This is a genomic window from Desulfogranum marinum, from assembly GCF_963675105.2.
Classification (GTDB): Bacteria; Desulfobacterota; Desulfobulbia; order Desulfobulbales; family Desulfobulbaceae; genus Desulfogranum; species Desulfogranum marinum.
Genome location: NZ_CAXXRO010000004.1, coordinates 2,498,879 through 2,516,288 on the forward strand (window position 1 = coordinate 2,498,879; position 17,410 = coordinate 2,516,288).

The 17,410-nt window shown below is 46.8% G+C and carries 12 protein-coding genes; 5 read left to right on the plus strand and 7 right to left on the minus strand.

Annotated elements, in window-relative coordinates:
- Positions 1 to 173: 173 nt before the first annotated feature.
- A complete protein-coding gene (locus tag ACHZCY_RS19650) occupies positions 174 to 1,010 on the minus strand; it encodes a DNA ligase (RefSeq protein ID WP_319550088.1) in 837 nt (278 codons plus the stop codon).
- A 309-nt stretch (positions 1,011 to 1,319) separates the two neighbouring features.
- Here ACHZCY_RS19650 and ACHZCY_RS19655 point away from each other — a divergent pair, with 309 nt between their 5' ends.
- A complete protein-coding gene (locus ACHZCY_RS19655) occupies positions 1,320 to 1,751 on the plus strand; it encodes a hypothetical protein (protein ID WP_319550089.1) in 432 nt (143 codons plus the stop codon).
- On the opposite strand, the gene ACHZCY_RS19660 is transcribed toward ACHZCY_RS19655, so the two are convergent.
- Complete coding sequence (locus ACHZCY_RS19660; protein ID WP_319550090.1) at positions 1,683 to 2,036, minus strand: cupin domain-containing protein; 354 nt, start codon at positions 2,034 to 2,036, stop codon at positions 1,683 to 1,685. The genes ACHZCY_RS19655 and ACHZCY_RS19660 overlap by 69 nt on opposite strands.
- A gap of 406 nt (positions 2,037 to 2,442) precedes the next feature.
- Between ACHZCY_RS19660 and ACHZCY_RS19665 the strand changes: the two genes are divergently transcribed.
- From ACHZCY_RS19665 to ACHZCY_RS19675, 3 genes are all read left to right on the plus strand, one after another.
- The gene (locus ACHZCY_RS19665) at positions 2,443 to 6,501 is read left to right on the plus strand and encodes a DEAD/DEAH box helicase (RefSeq protein WP_319550091.1); all 4,059 of its coding nucleotides are present in this window, start codon (positions 2,443 to 2,445) and stop codon (positions 6,499 to 6,501) included.
- A 419-nt stretch (positions 6,502 to 6,920) separates the two neighbouring features.
- On the plus strand, positions 6,921 to 7,931 hold the full coding sequence (locus tag ACHZCY_RS19670) for an asparaginase (RefSeq protein WP_319550092.1): 1,011 nt from the start codon (positions 6,921 to 6,923) through the stop codon (positions 7,929 to 7,931).
- Between the two features lie 204 nt (positions 7,932 to 8,135).
- Complete coding sequence (locus ACHZCY_RS19675; protein ID WP_205224717.1) at positions 8,136 to 8,708, plus strand: cytochrome P450 family protein; 573 nt, start codon at positions 8,136 to 8,138, stop codon at positions 8,706 to 8,708.
- Between the two features lie 349 nt (positions 8,709 to 9,057).
- Here the strand turns inward: ACHZCY_RS19675 and ACHZCY_RS19680 are convergent, their stop codons facing one another.
- The 3 genes from ACHZCY_RS19680 to ACHZCY_RS19690 all read right to left on the minus strand — a co-directional run bounded on the left by ACHZCY_RS19680 (position 9,058) and on the right by ACHZCY_RS19690 (position 11,203).
- Positions 9,058 to 9,342, minus strand: coding sequence for a hypothetical protein (locus tag ACHZCY_RS19680; RefSeq protein ID WP_319550093.1), 285 nt, complete (start codon positions 9,340 to 9,342; stop codon positions 9,058 to 9,060).
- Positions 9,343 to 9,707: 365 nt separating this feature from the next.
- Positions 9,708 to 10,358 (minus strand): fibrobacter succinogenes major paralogous domain-containing protein, encoded by a 651-nt coding sequence (locus tag ACHZCY_RS19685; protein ID WP_394713454.1) that lies wholly within the window; start codon positions 10,356 to 10,358, stop codon positions 9,708 to 9,710.
- Positions 10,359 to 10,402: 44 nt separating this feature from the next.
- Entirely contained in the window at positions 10,403 to 11,203 is an 801-nt protein-coding gene (locus ACHZCY_RS19690; protein ID WP_319550095.1) for an EFR1 family ferrodoxin, read from the minus strand.
- 210 nt (positions 11,204 to 11,413) lie between these two features.
- Here ACHZCY_RS19690 and ACHZCY_RS19695 point away from each other — a divergent pair, with 210 nt between their 5' ends.
- The gene (locus ACHZCY_RS19695) at positions 11,414 to 12,307 is read left to right on the plus strand and encodes an AraC family transcriptional regulator (RefSeq protein WP_319550096.1); all 894 of its coding nucleotides are present in this window, start codon (positions 11,414 to 11,416) and stop codon (positions 12,305 to 12,307) included.
- A 482-nt stretch (positions 12,308 to 12,789) separates the two neighbouring features.
- Here ACHZCY_RS19695 and ACHZCY_RS19700 read toward each other — a convergent pair whose 3' ends face one another.
- Together ACHZCY_RS19700 and hpsG are read right to left on the minus strand one after the other, a co-directional pair.
- Positions 12,790 to 13,518 carry a sulfite exporter TauE/SafE family protein gene (locus ACHZCY_RS19700; protein ID WP_319550097.1) on the minus strand — a complete coding sequence of 243 codons (729 nt, stop codon included), beginning with the start codon at positions 13,516 to 13,518 and terminating at the stop codon, positions 12,790 to 12,792.
- A gap of 1,040 nt (positions 13,519 to 14,558) precedes the next feature.
- Positions 14,559 to 17,036, minus strand: coding sequence for a (2S)-3-sulfopropanediol dehydratase (gene hpsG / locus ACHZCY_RS19705; protein ID WP_319550098.1), 2,478 nt, complete (start codon positions 17,034 to 17,036; stop codon positions 14,559 to 14,561).
- Positions 17,037 to 17,410: the final 374 nt, after the last annotated feature.

The following is a 17,410-nucleotide window of genomic DNA, read 5'->3' on the forward strand; positions in this document are numbered from 1 at the left end:
GAGCTTGGAAAACGGGTCCTTTTTTGTGCTTGTATCAATGTATTTAATACTATCTGGTTTATGGAGAAAAAAAGAGATGATTTGTTGGTGAACCAGGAGATCTGAATCTTATCAAAAAGTGGAAAATATATCCAACAGTAAACTCAACATCCACCAATAGGGCGAATAAGGTTTTACAGCTCAACATCTTTTCGGATACGCAAGTAGGATGGGAATTTTGGTATACCTGAGTCATAACGACCATAGAATTTAAAGGTGATAACTGTTCCAACAGGCGGTGGAGACTCGCGATCAGCATCACTGAAACCACTCCCTATCCTGAACTTCGTACCATCGTCTAATTCTACCAAAAGGGCACCGAGTCGTCCTTCATTTTTCCCTTTGCCCGGTAAATAGGCAACAACTGTTGCCTCGGCATCCTGGTAGTTTTTTACTTTCAGGATTTCGGTGCTTCGGCCCGTTTTGTACAAACCATCGGGCTTGCGGACAATCAGTCCTTCGCCGCCAAGTTGCTCTATGCGTAGTAGCTCACGCTCCATATCAACCTGATCTGTAATGGGGATCTGCGAAATCACAAAAGCATAGCCTGAAGGATGCTGTGCGAACCATTGGCGTGCTTTTTCAATCCGATCAAGGAAATTATGCGAAGGATGCGGCACGTCAAAAATTGCAAATTTTAATTGTAGCCAACCTGGATGGGGATACTGTTTGTTGACAGTTGAAACCGTCTGTTCAAAAGTTCCCCTCCCACCCCATAACTCTCCTTCTATTGGAAAAGGCGGAAGATCTTGCACAAATTCAAGCGGTGGGTGGAATTGTTTACCGTTTTTCGAGAAGAGCTGGTGACCATCCCAATACCCCCTGACGCCGTCATATTTTTCACTCATCAACCATCCGGAAATGTCAATCTCCGACGAATAAACTTGAGGTAGCATTAATTCCGCGGCTTGTGCGGGTAGCACACAGGAAAAAAGGCAGCACAGTAACCAGTAGGTAAATTTCCTCATCATTTCTTCTCCAGGTTGAAAACGGATAATGATTTTTACGGTAGAGTAACCAAAAGGGTAGCATTATGCGAAGTACGATATTTCAAAATGAGCTGCTTTTGTTTAGCCAAGTCTACAGAAGCGCGTTGGGATAGGATTGAATTCTATTGTTCAATCTTTTGTAATAGTTCGCCGGAGCGTAGCAGGCTGACAAATGCGGGTAAGAAGGGCATGGAGTCACATCTCGTGATGAGGGTAGCTGAAATGAATCGGCTGTTTTTTGACTGGTCCTGAAAGTCGTAGACAACACCCCATTCACCAGATTCATCAAAAATGAAGTTTGCAGCATACATGCCGGCACTGGATGAAGGTTCTTACCTATTGATGCCAACCACCATGTCCCACGCATCGATTGGTGAGGCAATGGATGTATTACGCAAGCAGGACATGGCCATTAATGCGATTACGGAAGTTGAGCCGGCAGTCGGTAAAATCGGACGTGTAGAAAGCCCGATCGATCCGGCTCCGATCTTGATGATTGAGACGATTATCACTTATGCTTCAGAAATCAAAACCGATGCTAATGGTCGTGTCCTGACCTTTGTCTACAATGAACAGGAGGAAACAATTTTCCGTGATGAAAGGAACAACCACATCCCCGATGGAGATGGTCGCCCTTATCGTCAATGGCCGGATTTACAGCTCGGCAACTCCTTTGGGGATCAGGCAGGCAAATACCAGATCCTGGTCACTGTCATTTTTTAACTGGTGTTCTTCCATGCCCGGTATAAAAATGACACTTCCCCGCTGAATAGCAGCCCATTGCCCATCATTGAGCAACTTGCCTTTTCCTTCGTGGATAAGTATCTCGTGTTCCCATTGATGGGCATGCCGTGGTGTATTGCCACCGGGACTCAGGGTAAAAATACGCATGCAGAAGTTGTCAGCGCCATCGTTTTTACCAATAACGACCCTGCCGACAACGCCTTTCACAGCATCACCTTCAAAGCTCTGGCCTGGTGCCTGTTCGTAATGATCAAGAATTTTCAATGTGGATTACCTTTTCGTATGTGTAGTTAATCTAGGTGTTCATTCCTGGAATGTATTATATAGTCTGGAAATTATTTTTTGTAACTATTGAGCAAATAACTTTGCTTTACCTTTTATCCGCACCCGTTCAGCACCAGTCCAAATATGTATACGGTGGCTGGATGTTGCTGAGTCGTCTCCGCTTTTTAAAAGGCAATCAGTGAGATTTCGAGGGACTTGCCGGAAAAGAGGCTTTTGATCATTTCATTTACTCTCAACCATCACTTTTTTTATTTCTATGTCGTTACCCACGTTAACCGCGCTTCAGAATAAATTTCCGAATATCTACGCAAGTCTCTCCGATAACGATCGGAATGTGCTGCAATGTCTGTCTGTGATTTACCACGTGGTATCCAGAACCAATCTAATGAATTGTCTTGATCAGGCGGGTTTGAGAAATGAGCATGGGCAAAGATTTGTTGTTAAAGAACTTAAAGGCATTCTTGAGTCTCTTCAACAGCGCAAGCTGGTGCAGCTGAGCTCCAGAGGGGCGATATGCAATCCAGAAATAGTCGAGTTGGTTGCCAGGGAGGCCGTTATAGGGAAAAATTTTGAAAAAATCGCCAAGTGCGTGCAAAAAATTATTCCCTTTGAGACTTCCTGGAGTGGGGCTGTCTGGTACACAAGTTATGAACAGGGATTGCGTGAATTAAGGATAGCCATTTATCAACAGCAGAGTGAGAAAGAGATTGCCGGTATTCTTGCCTTACTGGAGGAACAGTACCCTCGAGAGTACCATGGCGACCATCCGTTTGAGTTAATCTTTTTTAATCCTTACCATAGAGAAGGTTTGTTTTCCTTGTCCAAAAGACAGGTTTACGATTTTGTGATCCCGCTACTCAGTCGTGGCTGCCTGCTGCTGGAGTCGGTTGATGTCTTGTTTAGCTTTTTGCAGGAATACGCTCAAGAAAATGGACTTAACGACGATGAGTATAACGCTATTGTTGCGTTATACCTTATCAGCAGAGGGGAGGTGGAGCAGGTGGAAAGTCATCTGCAATCCTGGAAGGTTTCAGCTAACCAGTTGTCATATCGAGGTTGGTTTTCCCTGTTACAGGGCAAGAGCGATGAAGCTCTGCATTACTATGAACAGGGATTACAGGCTTTAAAAAAGGACACCGGGAAAAGAAAAGTCGTTTACAGTAATCTGGCCGGTTTTTTCTATCCTGTAGCCCTGCTGCAATCCGGAGAGAGTGAAAAATTTCAAAAGGCAATGCGCTATCTCGACCAACTGAAAAAAAAGAAAAGTTTTACCAGCTCTTTTTTGTGTACGGACCTTGAACAGACCATCCTGTTTGCCCAGGGACAGAGAAATAAAGCAGAGCAGGTGTACCACTCGCTTGAGATAGGTGGGTATTCTGACTATGCGTCCCTGCTGATGGCGTATCTAACGCTATGCTGGCAGGGAAGTGAGTTGAAAAAAAACATGGTCCAAGGGCTTGAACTGGTGCTGCAACAGGCGGAAAAGAATGGCTACTACTGGTATGCCAAAGAGGCTGCGGCCATCATGGTGGTTCATAACCTGGGGAAAGCAACCAGTAAGAAAAAATATAACCGATTGGTAAAACAATGCCCGCTGCCTGATTTATGTGAAGCGATTCGTCCCAGAGAGCAATGGGAGCAGGTGCTGGAGGCACTTGCTACTCTTAACAGCGACCCCAAAAGTGCAGCTGGTCTCGCGACGGAACGATTGGTTTGGTGGATAGATTTTGATGAAGAGTATGAAGAGTGTGATATTGTACCACGGATCCAGAAGTTGAGTAAAAATGGTAAATGGACCAAGGGCCGTGCTGTGGCTTTGTCCCGTTTAAGCTCTGATGTTAATACCCTGAGTTTTCTGAACAGCCAGGATAGAAATGCTATTAGCGCCATCGAAACAACACGCATATCCTCCTGGGGAGGGTATGGAGGAAATCCTACCTATGTCTTGCGGACAGGCCCTGCTCTGGCAGCGCTTGTGGGCCATCCCCTCCTGTTCTGGGCAGATAACCCGAGCGTGCCCGTCGAATTAACCATGGGCACGCCCGAGCTGCATGTGGTGAAGGAGGAAAAAGGGTACGAGATCAAGTTGTTCCCCTTTATTGAGCATGGCAAGTCGTATTGCCTGACCCAAGAGACCCCGACTCGCTTGAAATATATCCCCCTGACCCAGGAGTACGAACGGCTTTTTGATATAATCGGCGAATCCGTGACCGTCCCTTTCCAGGCAAAAGAGAGAGTGGTTGCAGCGCTCTCTGAGATTGCCAAGGTGTTGACCATTCAGTCAGACATTGGCGGGACCGCTGTGGATGCGCAAATGGTGGAGGCTGATGCGCGGCCTCATGTACATATGATTCCCTACAACAACGGCCTGCAGGTGGAGGCGCTGTGCCGCCCCTTTTCCACTGGTGGTGGGTACTATCGTCCAGGAACAGGGGGCGAGACAGTGGTTGCCGATATCAATGGCGAGCAGCTGCAGACCAAACGCGACCTGGAGCTTGAAAAGCACAACGCTGCCCTTATTCCCAAGAATTGTCCGGCCCTCAGTTATATTCAGTCCCTTGATTATGAATGGATTATCGACGATCCGGAAACATGCCTGGAACTGCTTTGCGAGTTACGGGAGTTGGGAGATCTGGTGGTCCTGGAGTGGCCGAAAGGGGAAAGCTTAAAGGTTACCCCAACTATCTCTTTTGATAATCTTTCATTAAAAATACAAAGAGATAACGACTGGTTTGGCGCCACCGGATCACTTCGGGTGGACGACGACTTGATTCTCGACATGAAAAAGCTGTTGGCCCTGAGCGTCGATTCCGAGAGTCGTTTTGTCCCCTTGGATGACGGTCGTTTTTTAGCACTGAGCAAGTCTTTAAAACAACGGATTGAAGAGTTGCGCGCGTACTCCGAAAACCATGGCAAAGGGGTCCGCTTCAGCCCTTTGGCCGGATTGGCTTTACAGGAATTCACCGAAGAAGCAGGAAGCTGCAAGAGTGACGGTCATTGGAAGAAAAATCTTAAGCGCTTCCAAACAGTCACTGAGCCGGAGGTGCCCTCAACCCTGCGGGCAACGCTTCGTGAGTATCAGGAACAGGGTTTTCGCTGGCTGGGCTGTCTGTCCGCTCTAGGTGCCGGAGCCTGTCTGGCCGATGATATGGGCTTGGGAAAAACAGTGCAGGCGTTGGCCGCCGTTTTGTTGCGGGCCGCGAAAGGTCCCACCCTGGTTGTTGCTCCCACATCGGTGATGATGAATTGGCAGGATGAGGCAACCCGTTTTGCGCCGACTCTGAATGTATATTTTTTTGGTAATGGCAACAGGCAGGAACTGCTTGACGGTTTGGCAGAATTTGATCTGGTAATTTGCAGTTATGGCCTGCTGCAGAGTGAAGGCAAAATGCTTGCCGGTGTGCAGTGGCAGACGGTTGTCCTGGATGAGGCCCAGGCAATTAAAAACATGCATACCAAACGCTCCAAGTCGGCCATGCAGCTCCGGGCTGAGTGTAAGATTATTACCACCGGGACACCCATTGAAAACCATCTGGGAGAGCTGTGGAACCTGTTCCGGTTCCTTAATCCAGGACTGCTGGGCTCCTATGAGAGTTTTAAAAGAAAATTTGCGATTCCCATCGAAAAGAAGCAGGATCGAGTCACGGCAAATCATCTGAAAAAATTAATCCAACCTTTTATCCTGCGCAGGTTGAAACATGCTGTATTACAGGAATTGCCCGAACGTACTGAAGTGACCATGCAGGTGGAGATGAGTGCAGAAGAAGCAGCAATGTATGAAGCGCAAAGGCTGCAGGCGCTGGAGTCGTTGGAAGGAACAGGTGAGGAGCAGAGCGGCGGAGCAAAACACCTTCAGGTACTTGCTGAAATTACCAGACTGCGGCGTTTTTGCTGTAACCCGGAACTGGTTGTGCCGGACATGGGCATCCCCAGCTCCAAGCTCAAGGTGTTTACCACTGTTGTGACCGAGTTGCTGGAAAATAAACACAAGGCCTTGGTTTTCAGCCAGTTTGTGGGGCATCTCGCGCTTATTCGTGAACACCTGGACCGGTTAGGAATCTCCTACCAATACCTGGATGGCTCCACCAGTGCCGGTCAGCGAGCTAAACGGGTAAAGGCCTTTCAGGCAGGGGAGGGGGATGTTTTTCTGATCAGCCTCAAAGCGGGCGGTGTGGGATTGAACCTGACGGCAGCGGATTATGTTATTCATATGGATCCCTGGTGGAATCCGGCTGTTGAAGACCAGGCTTCCGATCGTGCTCACCGTATCGGGCAACAACGTCCGGTGACTATTTACCGGCTGGTGGTCAAAGATTCCATCGAGGAAAAAATAGTTGCCCTGCACAAAGTAAAACGGGACCTGGCAGATAATCTCCTCTCCGGAAGCGACATGAGCGGACGTATCTCCACCGAGGAGCTGCTGAACCTGCTCAAGAGTAAGTAAAGGCGAAAGGAACTATTCAGTGATACAATCGGGGCCCTGGCCTCTATTTGAAAAGTTACTTGTATAAACGGGTGTTAACGATAATAAAAAATAGGGTAATCGTTGATGGTTACCCCGCTTTTGCTCGCGATTCTTGCTCTGAGTAGGGTGGATAAGCGTAGCGCATCCACCAATTCCAGGCATCGGATTCCGCGTGGATGCGCTACGCTTATCCACCCTACATGGCTATGGCGTCACTAAACTATTGCGTCCATATGTAGTTGATTGACCCGGTTGCGATCGCTGGCCGAGAAAGTATCAAGAGCACCGGCATGGCTGCTGGAGTTGCTATTTTCCTTTTACGGCAGTAGACTGCGCGCGTTTTTTGGTTTTTCCAGTCATACTATCAAATTTTTCTAAGTCGCAAGGTGGGCAGGATAATGTCAGAAGCGCTTCTTGAAATAACCCGGGGTGATGTCATAGAGTGCATTCATCGGGGGGATATTGCTGTTGTCAATAGTTGTGGTGAGCTTCTCCATAGCTGTGGAGATCCGTATAAGCTCACGTATTTTCGGTCGGCTGCTAAACCAATCCAGGCACTGCATGTATTTACTTCCGGGGCTGCGGATCGTTTCAATATTTCCGACAAAGAGATCGCCGTCATTTGCTCATCACATTATGCCGAGGAGTTCCACCGGCAAACCATCCGCTCGATTCTCGCCAAAATAGGATTGACAGAGGAAAACATCTTAGGCGGCACCGTCACCTCCCTCAATAGCGATTACGCCTTACAGCTTGCCCGCGAAGGGGTACCGCTCTCGCCCATTTTTAGCGACTGCTCAGGCAAGCACAGCGGGATGCTGGCCGCCTGCGTACACAAGGGCTACAACTTGACCTCCTATCTTTCTCCGGAGCATCCATGCCAGCAAAATATCCTCACCATTTTGGCCGATGTCTGTGACGTACCCTCCGAGGACATCAAGATAGGGATTGATGGCTGCAGTGCACCTGTACATGCTCTGCCGATACGGAACATGGCTTTAGGGTTTGCCCGGCTTGCAAATCAGCAATGTCTGCCCTCTACTCTGGCTCCATATGCAGGCAAGATTTTTTCCGCCATGAACTCGTATCCGGAAATGGTGTCTGGGACCGGAGGATTCTGTACAGAACTGATCAAACATACACAAGGATTGCTTATCGGCAAGATAGGAGCTGAAGGGGTATATTGTGTCGGCATTAAAGGCATGGATGTAGGGATCGCGGTGAAAGTGGAAAACGGCTCCATGGATGTCCTGCCGCCGATTGTCATGGATATCCTTGACAAGCTTGGTTGCCTGGATGAAGAAATGAAAGGGAAACTTGCTGCTTTTACCCACAAGAGCAATGTCAACGATATAAATACGGTGGTCGGGGAATATCGTTCTGTGTTGCAGCTCAAGGCTGCCGGGTGAATGTTTTTCTGAAAAGGAGTGGCGCTAGTTGGCTGGGCAGAGGCAGCTTTTAGCTTTGAGGGTATCTTGAGCAAACAGAATTTTTGGTCAAGATCAGGTTCGAAGCAGTGAGAACGTGTGCAGAAAGTCTCGGTAGCGATGGGCGAGAGGGGTGGTTAGTTACTGGTAAATGAAATAAAAAAGTTTGGGTGGAGAAGGAGACGAATGAAAGAGGAAAATACGGACTTTGAGATTGATAGTAAATCAAAAGCATTAATGGAGAAATGGCAGCGGCAGGCTGATTCGCTCAAAAAGCAGCACCCAAAGTGGAATGCGGAAAAGATTCAGGAAGAGATGAAAAAACGCATCATCCGGGACGCAGAGGCTGCCTTTTCTACAAAGAGCGGAAAAGAATATATCAAAGAGGTCAATGCCCACTTAAAGGAAATCGAAGATGCCAGAAATAGAGCCATAGACGGTATCATGACCTACATGGGGAAAACCAGTCCCGAGGCGGTCGGTACTGTGTTGTTTGAACTCGATTGCGGGTGCATCAGAGCATGTGCGGTATCCAATGAGGGAAGCCCGATGGGCGAGATGATCATGGTGTCCGGCAAGAAGGTGGAAGAGGATTACGAATGCAGTGTTTGCAAGGATGACGGCGGGGCCGATCCCGAGCGCTGCATCAGTAAAGCAATAATCTGGCCGGGAGAAGAGGCAGATATGCCCTCCGAGGAGTTAAGGCTGGCCATCGGCAAAAAGGTCTTTGGGGATGACTACTCTGTAGATGATATATGAGTTGACGCTCTTCCGGAAATCTGATTGCGTACAAAACTCAGCCAATTATCTACCGAAACAGACAGGGGACTGATTTTATTTCTCTTTTAAACCCGGGAGACAGATCGAAGTCTTCGCTATCTAATTTTCATAAAAAACCATGAAAAAAAATCAGTCCCCTACCTAAGTACTGAGAAATTTAATCTGTCTCCCGGGTCCAAGAAAAAAAGGCTGAGTTTCATGGGTAATCAGATTCGAAAAAGAGAGCGTCCTTGATGAAATTATTCGGAAGAGTAAAGGGCTGACCTGGCAACGACCTGTTTTTGGGGTTAGGTTGCTGTCAGGTCAAATCTCAATAACAACATTTCAACTATTGATTGGTCAGCGCACCGATGGCCGCCGCACAGATTGCCACCGGTGCTAGCGGATATTCGGCTGAAAAATTTTCACCATTTTTAAGAAAATTCGCACACCATAGGGAATCGGTCAGGCTTTTTGGACAGGCATCCTTGAGTTGAAAAGAAAATCCCCTGGCTTCCATAACTGTAACCAGTTCCAGAGCCGAGTTAATGTTATCTGTGACATGTGTGGGGATTGCCTCGTCGAGGAGCTGTTTGAGTTGTTGTTCTAATCTTTCGAATATGGTTTCGGACATTATCGGCTCCAATGTAAGAAGATTTTCGATTTTATTTTTTTTTGTGGTTAGTTGAAATTTATAGGAGAAATCTTGACTATGGAACATAGCATAGCATGACGTTCAGCTCAGCTGCCTCAGAGATTGAACTCGGCAACCTCAAGTCCTCAGTATCTTTTTTAGCACTTACCTGTTCAGAAATGCACAGGAAACACCTACAGCTGGAGCAGGCGGGTGGATGGCTCACCTTCGGACTGGCAATGTTTATTTCGTTGAAATCTACGGTTCAAAGATTAAGGAAACATCCTGTTTCGCTCATCTCTCTTTGTTATTTTTATAATTCTTCGAAGCCAAATTCCCGATTGCAAATGTCACCAGTCCATTCCTCAGTTTTTTATACACCTGACTGAAAACATATAGTTTTTTGATATCGTAGTACGGCGTATTTCGCCCTTATGCGGATTCCACCACGAGTATGCAAGTGTTCGGTTATATGCATCTTTATCTGTTGCGTTGCTACTTGTCCAAAACTCGGTATACATTCCCTGGGTTATATACCAGCGACTCAACTTTACTCCAGCAGCACTTGCAAAGAACTTATACTTATTTACCTGCGATTGATCGAATTTCTTAAACAGTGTATCAGGTTGAGATTCTTTAATCGTGATGGCTATATCATTGTCGCCTCTCCACCCTTTTTTGTTTACTTCCGCTTCAGGTATACCAATTGTTTTTTCCAGCTCTTTCCAATCCTCATCTGACGCTACTCTCCACCCAACCGGACAAATGTTTCTTTCATCCGTGACATCGTGCCAGTCATAGAGTCTGCCGTATTTTAGGAGATTTTGTTCGTCATCATCTGGAATAAAAGCAGTCTTTATCTTCGAGCCATCTTGAAATTCTGTACTCCGAAGATTTTCTGCAAGCCAAACTTGTTCTCCAATTTGTACTGTACGATACGTGTTTCCTTCCACATCTTGAACAGTACCCTCTACTACGTTTATGTCATTGGCTGATAGCATGGCAGGAATAGACATAATAACTCCTATAAATAACAATAGTTTCTTCATTTACCCACTCATTACATTTGGTTATTGGAGTGGATAAGTTCTTTTAACGTAACATGATTATTTCTGAACCTGGCGTTACTCACTTCGCCTTTTATATGAATAGCGTTTGAGGGGCAATTATGGATGCAGGCAAAACACATGAAACACTTGTCACTCAAAGAGATCTTTCCATTTTTCGCGTCCATCTCTATATTATTGACCGGGCATACGCTGGCACAAACCCCGCACTGGACGCAGCTATCTTCTACATAGATATAATTCTCGATCCCTTCGCCAACGACATGGACTTTTAGTCTTTTTTCGCTAAAAGGTTTACCATCCCTTCGGAACATATAATTCATAGCCGCTTTATCCAGAAAGTTTTCTTTCAACGTTCCCTCTTTGGAAGCGGTAATATCAGATTTTACAGCTTCCAATTGCTGTTCAATCTTTTTTTTGGGTTCCTTGGCAATCTCTTTCTCCATATCGAAGGTAGGCAAATAATTATCCACCATCTTAATCCGGCTAATGTAAGAAAAGCGGAACCCGGCTTCATCAGCTATATCGGATAAGTGCTTGGCCACAGCGCCGGAATAAATTCCGTAGGTAACTACGGCAAAGAGATACTCACAGTTAAACTTTGCTTTCTTTAGAAAATCTACGATGTAGGGAGGTACCGACCAAGCATGGAGGGGGAATACAATACCAATCTTTTCATTAGTAAATTCATAGATATCCTCTTTCACCATTTGAGGGATGGAGTACAATTCTCCGCCGATCGATTTTGCGATATACAGGCTATTGCCGGTTGCTGTGAAATATAAGATTTTCATTTTTTATCCTTTCAAATAAATAAAGCTCGGATTACGTACCAGGAAGGCTTTTTAGTTACGTTGGTCGTTTACATGTGTGACAGGTGTTCCCCATCGTTTGGAACCACTATACCTCTCGAAGTTTGATATAGATAGGCGACATAATCTCAAAAACATGCCTAATTGTATCATCATGTTGAATTGTGTGCTTTGTAGTGCTACTTTGGTTGCATGAGCAAAAAACAGATAAAACAAATCATTGAAGACAGGGTACGAGAAGCCGGAATAGTGGAAACCGGAGTGAAGGGTGTAAAATTCTTCCGGGTTAGCGAGTCACTTCGCTGCGCCCCTGCGGTGTACGAGCCCACTGTGATAGCCATCGTGAACGGAGAAAAAGAAGCTCTATTGGATGGGACTAAATATGTGTATGACAGCAGTCACTACATGTGTTGCACTATCTCAATGCCGGTGGAGGCTGGGACGCCCAATGCTTCACCTGACAATCCCCTCCTGGGGGTACAGATTTCTCTGGACACTCGAGTGATGACCGAGCTGGCAATTGAAATGGAAAACGCCACTGGTGCCATCCGTAAGCCCAAAGGTGGGGATCTTCCCCAGGGGTTGGCACTTGCCCGTTGGGACGATACATTTACAGATGCGCTGCTTAGGCTATTGCAAGTATGTGGTAACCCGGCTGATACTGCCATACTAGGGGCTGGTCGGCTTCGAGAACTGTACTACGCTGTATTGAAGGGGGAGGCTGGGGAGTCAGCAAGGCGCGCATTTGGAGTGGGCAATGAAATTGCCCGGGCAATTGAGTACATGTCTTCCCGGTTGCACGAAGCGGTTACTATTGACGATATGGCCGCCCAGGTTGGGATGAGCCGGGCCGTACTTCACCGAAAGTTCAAGCAGGCTACCACGATGTCGCCTATCCAGTTTGTGAAATCCATGCGACTTAATCAAGCCGCCATGAAGATAGCTGGAGGAATGAATGTAAATGAAGCGGCTATGGATGTTGGCTATGGGAGTTCCTCTCAATTTAGCAGAGAGTTCAAACGATTGTATGGCCAGTCTCCGAGACAGTGGAGCCAGTCCATACAGATACCTGCAGGATTAGCCTGACAGGAAAATTCCAGGAATAATAGGTGCCTGCGAAAAAAAGGGGACAGAACTATTTAATTAAGTCAATATCTCTCCTTTAGATCATGACTATTAAAGTTATTGCCGGAAAATACAATTCCAGAGAATCTTAGCGATGTTCAGTAATTGTCTTGGACTGTGGATGCACAGGAAGCACCTCTCGTTTGAGCCGGCGGCAAAATTCATTACCTTCGATCTGGCAATATTAACTTCAATAACAAGTTTTAAAAATCACCTTATCTTTGGGAAACTTTTGTTTGCAGTTACTTCATTTCTGTGGAATTCCAGGTTGTCGGTCGATTCCACGATTCAAGAATATCCGTAACTTAAACAAGAGGGGAAATGGCTATACTTTCCTGTAATAATATTAAATTTAGAAATGGATGACATTGCTAGCAATCAATCCGAACATTGAACTGAGGAATCAATCTTTCCGCCTAGCCAGTTTCTCCATATTAGCTAGACTACAAAGCAGCAGAAAATACTAAACTGCCACCCATTGCAGCCAAGGCCACGAGCAGGAGTTTTCTGTAGACTACTTCAGAAAGATAAGATGATGCTCTAATACCAAGCTTACTGCCAAGTATTACCGCTGGAGTTGATGCTGCAAAAATGAGTAGGACGTTTGGCGTAATTTGCCCTGTAAAAGCCTTACCTGAAAAAATAAATAACCCGGTAATAACAAACCCAGCCCCAAGGATTCCTTTCACTGCTTTTGCAGGGCATCCGCAGTAGGCGGCAAATGCAGCAAGAGGTGGACCGTTAAAGCCAAAAGCCGTACCAAAGGTCGATGAGAGTACCCCTGCAAGATACCCCCAACCAGCGTGGATGGTTTTTCTCGCTTCAGCTTCAGCGAACAGTCCCCAAAGAGCATAAAGGGTAATAAAACCTCCCATCCCTATTTTCAGGTGTCGTTCTGAGATGTATTCCAGGACCATGAGACTTAAAACTGTTCCAGGTATAGCGCCCCAGAATATTCCTTTGAGATATTTGTAATCGATATATTTTCTAAACGTCCACCCGACATGACAGTTCAGTGTGAGGACAATGAGAACACAGCTGGGTACTGCAACAGAAAAATCAATGAAAGGAGCGATCAGCGGCATGGCGACCATCGCAGCTCCAAATCCGGCCATACCGTTAATAAAACCGCCTATAAACCAGCCAATTATGATGCAGCAGAGTTCAATCATTATGTTGAGAAAATATCTGATAGTCTAACGTTCAAAAATTATTTGTCTGTTTGGGGCCAGGCAATTGTGCATGAGCCAGGGACTATTATAGCCAGAGTCGATTTTTTATGCCGCAGTTCAACCTGCATTGAGATCAATCGAGTAGGGTGAGGCAAGTTGATCATACTTGCCTCATCCCTCTCGCAGAACCGTACGTACGGGTCTCGTATACGGCTCCTGTTTATTTTCCTTTCTGTGCGAAAACAAGACTACTCCTGTCCTGCGTACTCCTTCCCATGCGCTTGTTCGTCAACCTCGGTTCTTCTCGATCCGGATACCGCCTTCTAGCACAATGGCAATGTACGGCTCCTCTGATCAATACTCCGCTGAACAGCCAAAGACAGCAGAAAGGCCTTTCACAGCCCACCGCCGGCAATGCGCCTCACCCCGTCGGGTGACTCGTGTTCAATTGGCGCCAAGTTTCAATTTCCAGAGTACCTTCAAATAAACTTCATCCCTTCGCAACTCCTATGCCTTTTGGCACACAGGAGCCCCCACGAACACGCCGTGGGTCTTCCTCGTTTTCTCCTCCACACCGTTACCGGCTTTCATCGGCAAGGATTTCGACACTACTACGGAATCATCTGCCACCTCACACCATAAACACCTCCCGCTTGGGTTACCCCTTGCCGAACGAGCGCCGGAGAGTCTCCATCAAGCAATGGTGCAAGGCTTTCCCGGTTAAGGCGAACTCCCGGTAAACGATGCCATCCTCAATCACCACACGGAACTGACCAAGTATCGGGCTTCGCGCTATTTTGCACGCTTACCCTTCCGTATGGCCGAATCAGGTTCGCTTTCGCTATGGACCGTTCAATTCCTATCGCTTCCTTCAGACCCTGCCGTTGCCAACAACGCCCTTGCGATTCGGATTGTCTTCCCCCATATTGGGGTGACGCCTGCTTGCCGCAGGCTGGGTTTGCCCGCATGCAGGGCAAACCAAAAAGCCCGCCCAGGAGTATTCCTGGGCGGGCATATGTAAGACTGGAAAAAACTACGTACTAAACAGACTCATGTGCAGTACGCATGATCAGGTCGTTCTGCAGATCTGGGGAAAGATCAACAAAGTATGCAGAGTAACCGGCAATACGAACGATCAGGTTCTTATACTTATCGGGATCTTTCTGAGCGGCAATCAGGGTGTCTTTGTTAATGACGTTGAACTGAACGTGCCACAGCTTCAGATCGCAGAAGGTACGGATAAAGGATACCAGCTTCTCTGTACCTTCTTCACCCTCAAGGCATTTCGGGGTGAACTTGATGTTCAGCATACGAGCCGCACGATCACGATGTCCGTAGTTTTTGGTGTTGTAATTGGACATCAGAATAGAGGTGGGCCCATTTTTATCTGAACCGTGAGAAGCAGATGATCCATCAGAAAGAGCGGTCCATGCGTAACGTCCGTTCGGGGTCGCACCAACAACCTTGCCAAAAGGAACGTGGGAGGTGAACGGTACATAACGAATGTCGTTGTGCATGTTCATCTCTTTGGAGTACTTCTGACCAAACAGAACGTTGAGTTCATCGATTTTCTGACCAATCTCATCTGCATACGGTTCGTTGTTTCCGTAGCAAGGTGCGGACATCAGCAGCTGACGGACATCTTCTTTACCTTCGAAGTTGCACTCGCACGCCTCGATAACTTCTTTCAGTGTAATTTTCTTCTCTTCAAAGACAAACTTCTTGATCGCTGAGAGGGAGTCAACCAGGGTTCCAAGTCCCATGTGCTCGAAGTATCCAAGATTGATACCTTCTGGGATATCAGTGGTGTGCAGATCCAGGCAATGCTTCATGCAGAGGTCATGCATTGCTGATCCGAGCGGATGAGCAAAGTGCTGTGCACGCAGTTTGTTGATGGTGTACTGCTGATGGAATGCGGTCTTCAGGAAATGTGTATGTTGCTTAACATAGGCATCCCAGAATTCATCCCAGGTTTCCATCTTGGTTACATCCCCGGTTTGGATGGAAAGCTGCTCATCACCATGCTTTTGCATCTTGCCGTTTTTAAGAGTCATCTCAAGAGCGGCAACAAAGTTGATGTACGCACCACCGGAGGTATAGGTGTCACGGTTTGGCATACGTGCCTCAGTACAACCGGAAACAGCATAGTCGTATGCTTCCTCAAAGGTTGCACCTTTTGATACGTAAATCGGTACAATTTCTTCATCGTTGATCAGTTTCGGGAAACCAGAACCGTCTTTGATGGTCTCTGCAACGTCTGCCAGGTAGCGCTCTGGAGAGCGGGAGTGGATACGGGCAGCGAGATCAGGGTAGTGCAGTGGGAACTCGCGCTTGGACTTTAAGAACAGGTAAGTCAGGTCGTTGGTTGCATCACGTCCCTCTGGGGTCTGACCACCGATGGTAACAGCTTCCCAGTGAGCATATCCTTCGTTAAACGCACCACCGGTAGGAGATACGTACAGGTCGATGAACTGAGCCATACCAACCCAGAGACATTCAAGCAGCTCAAGGGCTTGCTCGTCATCAAGGAGGCCAGCTTCAACATCAGCCTTGTAGAATGGGTAGAAGTACTGATCCATACGACCGTTGGATACGATGGTACCGGTCTTTTGCTCAATACGGGAGAACATCTGAGTGAACCACTGGGACTGTACAGCTTCGTGGAAGGTACGTGCAGGGTGCTCAGGTACACGCTCACAGATATCTGCCATTTTAAACAGTTCTGCCTTGCGAACCATATCGGTTTCTTGCTCGGCAATTTTACGAGCCAGTTTTGCGTGACGACGTGCCCAAAGGATGATCGCATCACAAACAGTTACAATAGACTCGAGGAACGGCTTCTTCTCAACATTGTCTACCGGGGAGCATGGATCAAGAGCTTCCATCTTGTCAAGGGCTTCTTGTCTGATACCACCAAAACCGCGCTTTAAGATCTTCTCAAAGTCATGAACCCACTGGATGGAAGAACGGAAAGAGGAGGTCTCGTTGACAATAAAGCGAGAGGTGAGCCCCTCAGGATCATCGTAGGTGAGCTTATGTACATCTTCTGGGAAGGCTGCGTTTAGCGCTTCGTGATAGGTCTTGCCTTTCCAGTATGGAGCGATTTCCTCAACAACGATCTTCGCATCTTCAGGGGAGATGGAGAATGGAGACTCAACACGATTTGGCAGATCTTTTACCGCGATATCAAGGAAGTCACCGTCAAGCTCTGGGTAGAGCAGACCGTAACGACCAGGAAGGCCTGCACGACCACAAATCAGGTTGTCATCATCGATGTATACGGTGATGTTTTCTGCAACATGCTTCATTGCTTTTGCCCATCGCAGGCAGAGCATCTCACCTTCGGTCTCTTTCATGGACTCGGTGAAATAGCGTGCACGTTCTACATCAATTATTGGCTTTACATTGTCAAATGTATCCAGAATTTTGAAGACACGGGCATGGTTTTGGCGATAGATATCTTCCTTACCTTCGATTTTGTCCAGCAGTCTTTGCTCATGAGGTGAACAACATTGCATATCCAATCTCCTATGACTTTATTAATGAGTCGTTTTCTATAGGAGGCAAAAGTGCTCGCCTCCTACCATTTTTGTTTCCTTTTTTCTTAATTACCCCACTCTTTACAAGTGACGTGCCAACTTGACTGTACCCATAATAATTTCCTCATAATCTCCTAGCAGAGCATTGTTTATGCTCATTTACAGGATAGCTAAAAACAACAGGTGACGACTAACTGATTAATATTATGAAGAATTGCAACCTTACTTGCCTTGCAGCTTTTTTAGTAAACTGATAGGGGACAAAGAGGCGTGAAAAATGTTCAGGCAGATCTGCTTTTGCGAGGCAGTTGCTAAAGCGCAACCTGGCGGGGAGCTAAGTTGTAAAGTTGAGC

Coding starts and splice junctions, on each gene's coding strand:
- ACHZCY_RS19655 (WP_319550089.1), top strand. CDS start 1,320: ATGAAGTTTGCAGCATACATGCCGGCACTGGATGAAGGTTCTTACCTA.
- ACHZCY_RS19680 (WP_319550093.1), bottom strand. CDS start 9,342: ATGTCCGAAACCATATTCGAAAGATTAGAACAACAACTCAAACAGCTC.
- ACHZCY_RS19700 (WP_319550097.1), bottom strand. CDS start 13,518: ATGATTGAACTCTGCTGCATCATAATTGGCTGGTTTATAGGCGGTTTT.
- ACHZCY_RS19675 (WP_205224717.1), top strand. CDS start 8,136: ATGAAAGAGGAAAATACGGACTTTGAGATTGATAGTAAATCAAAAGCA.
- hpsG (WP_319550098.1), bottom strand. CDS start 17,036: ATGCAATGTTGTTCACCTCATGAGCAAAGACTGCTGGACAAAATCGAA.
- ACHZCY_RS19650 (WP_319550088.1), bottom strand. CDS start 1,010: ATGATGAGGAAATTTACCTACTGGTTACTGTGCTGCCTTTTTTCCTGT.
- ACHZCY_RS19665 (WP_319550091.1), top strand. CDS start 2,443: ATGAATTGTCTTGATCAGGCGGGTTTGAGAAATGAGCATGGGCAAAGA.
- ACHZCY_RS19690 (WP_319550095.1), bottom strand. CDS start 11,203: ATGAAAATCTTATATTTCACAGCAACCGGCAATAGCCTGTATATCGCA.
- ACHZCY_RS19670 (WP_319550092.1), top strand. CDS start 6,921: ATGTCAGAAGCGCTTCTTGAAATAACCCGGGGTGATGTCATAGAGTGC.
- ACHZCY_RS19685 (WP_394713454.1), bottom strand. CDS start 10,358: ATGTCTATTCCTGCCATGCTATCAGCCAATGACATAAACGTAGTAGAG.
- ACHZCY_RS19695 (WP_319550096.1), top strand. CDS start 11,414: ATGAGCAAAAAACAGATAAAACAAATCATTGAAGACAGGGTACGAGAA.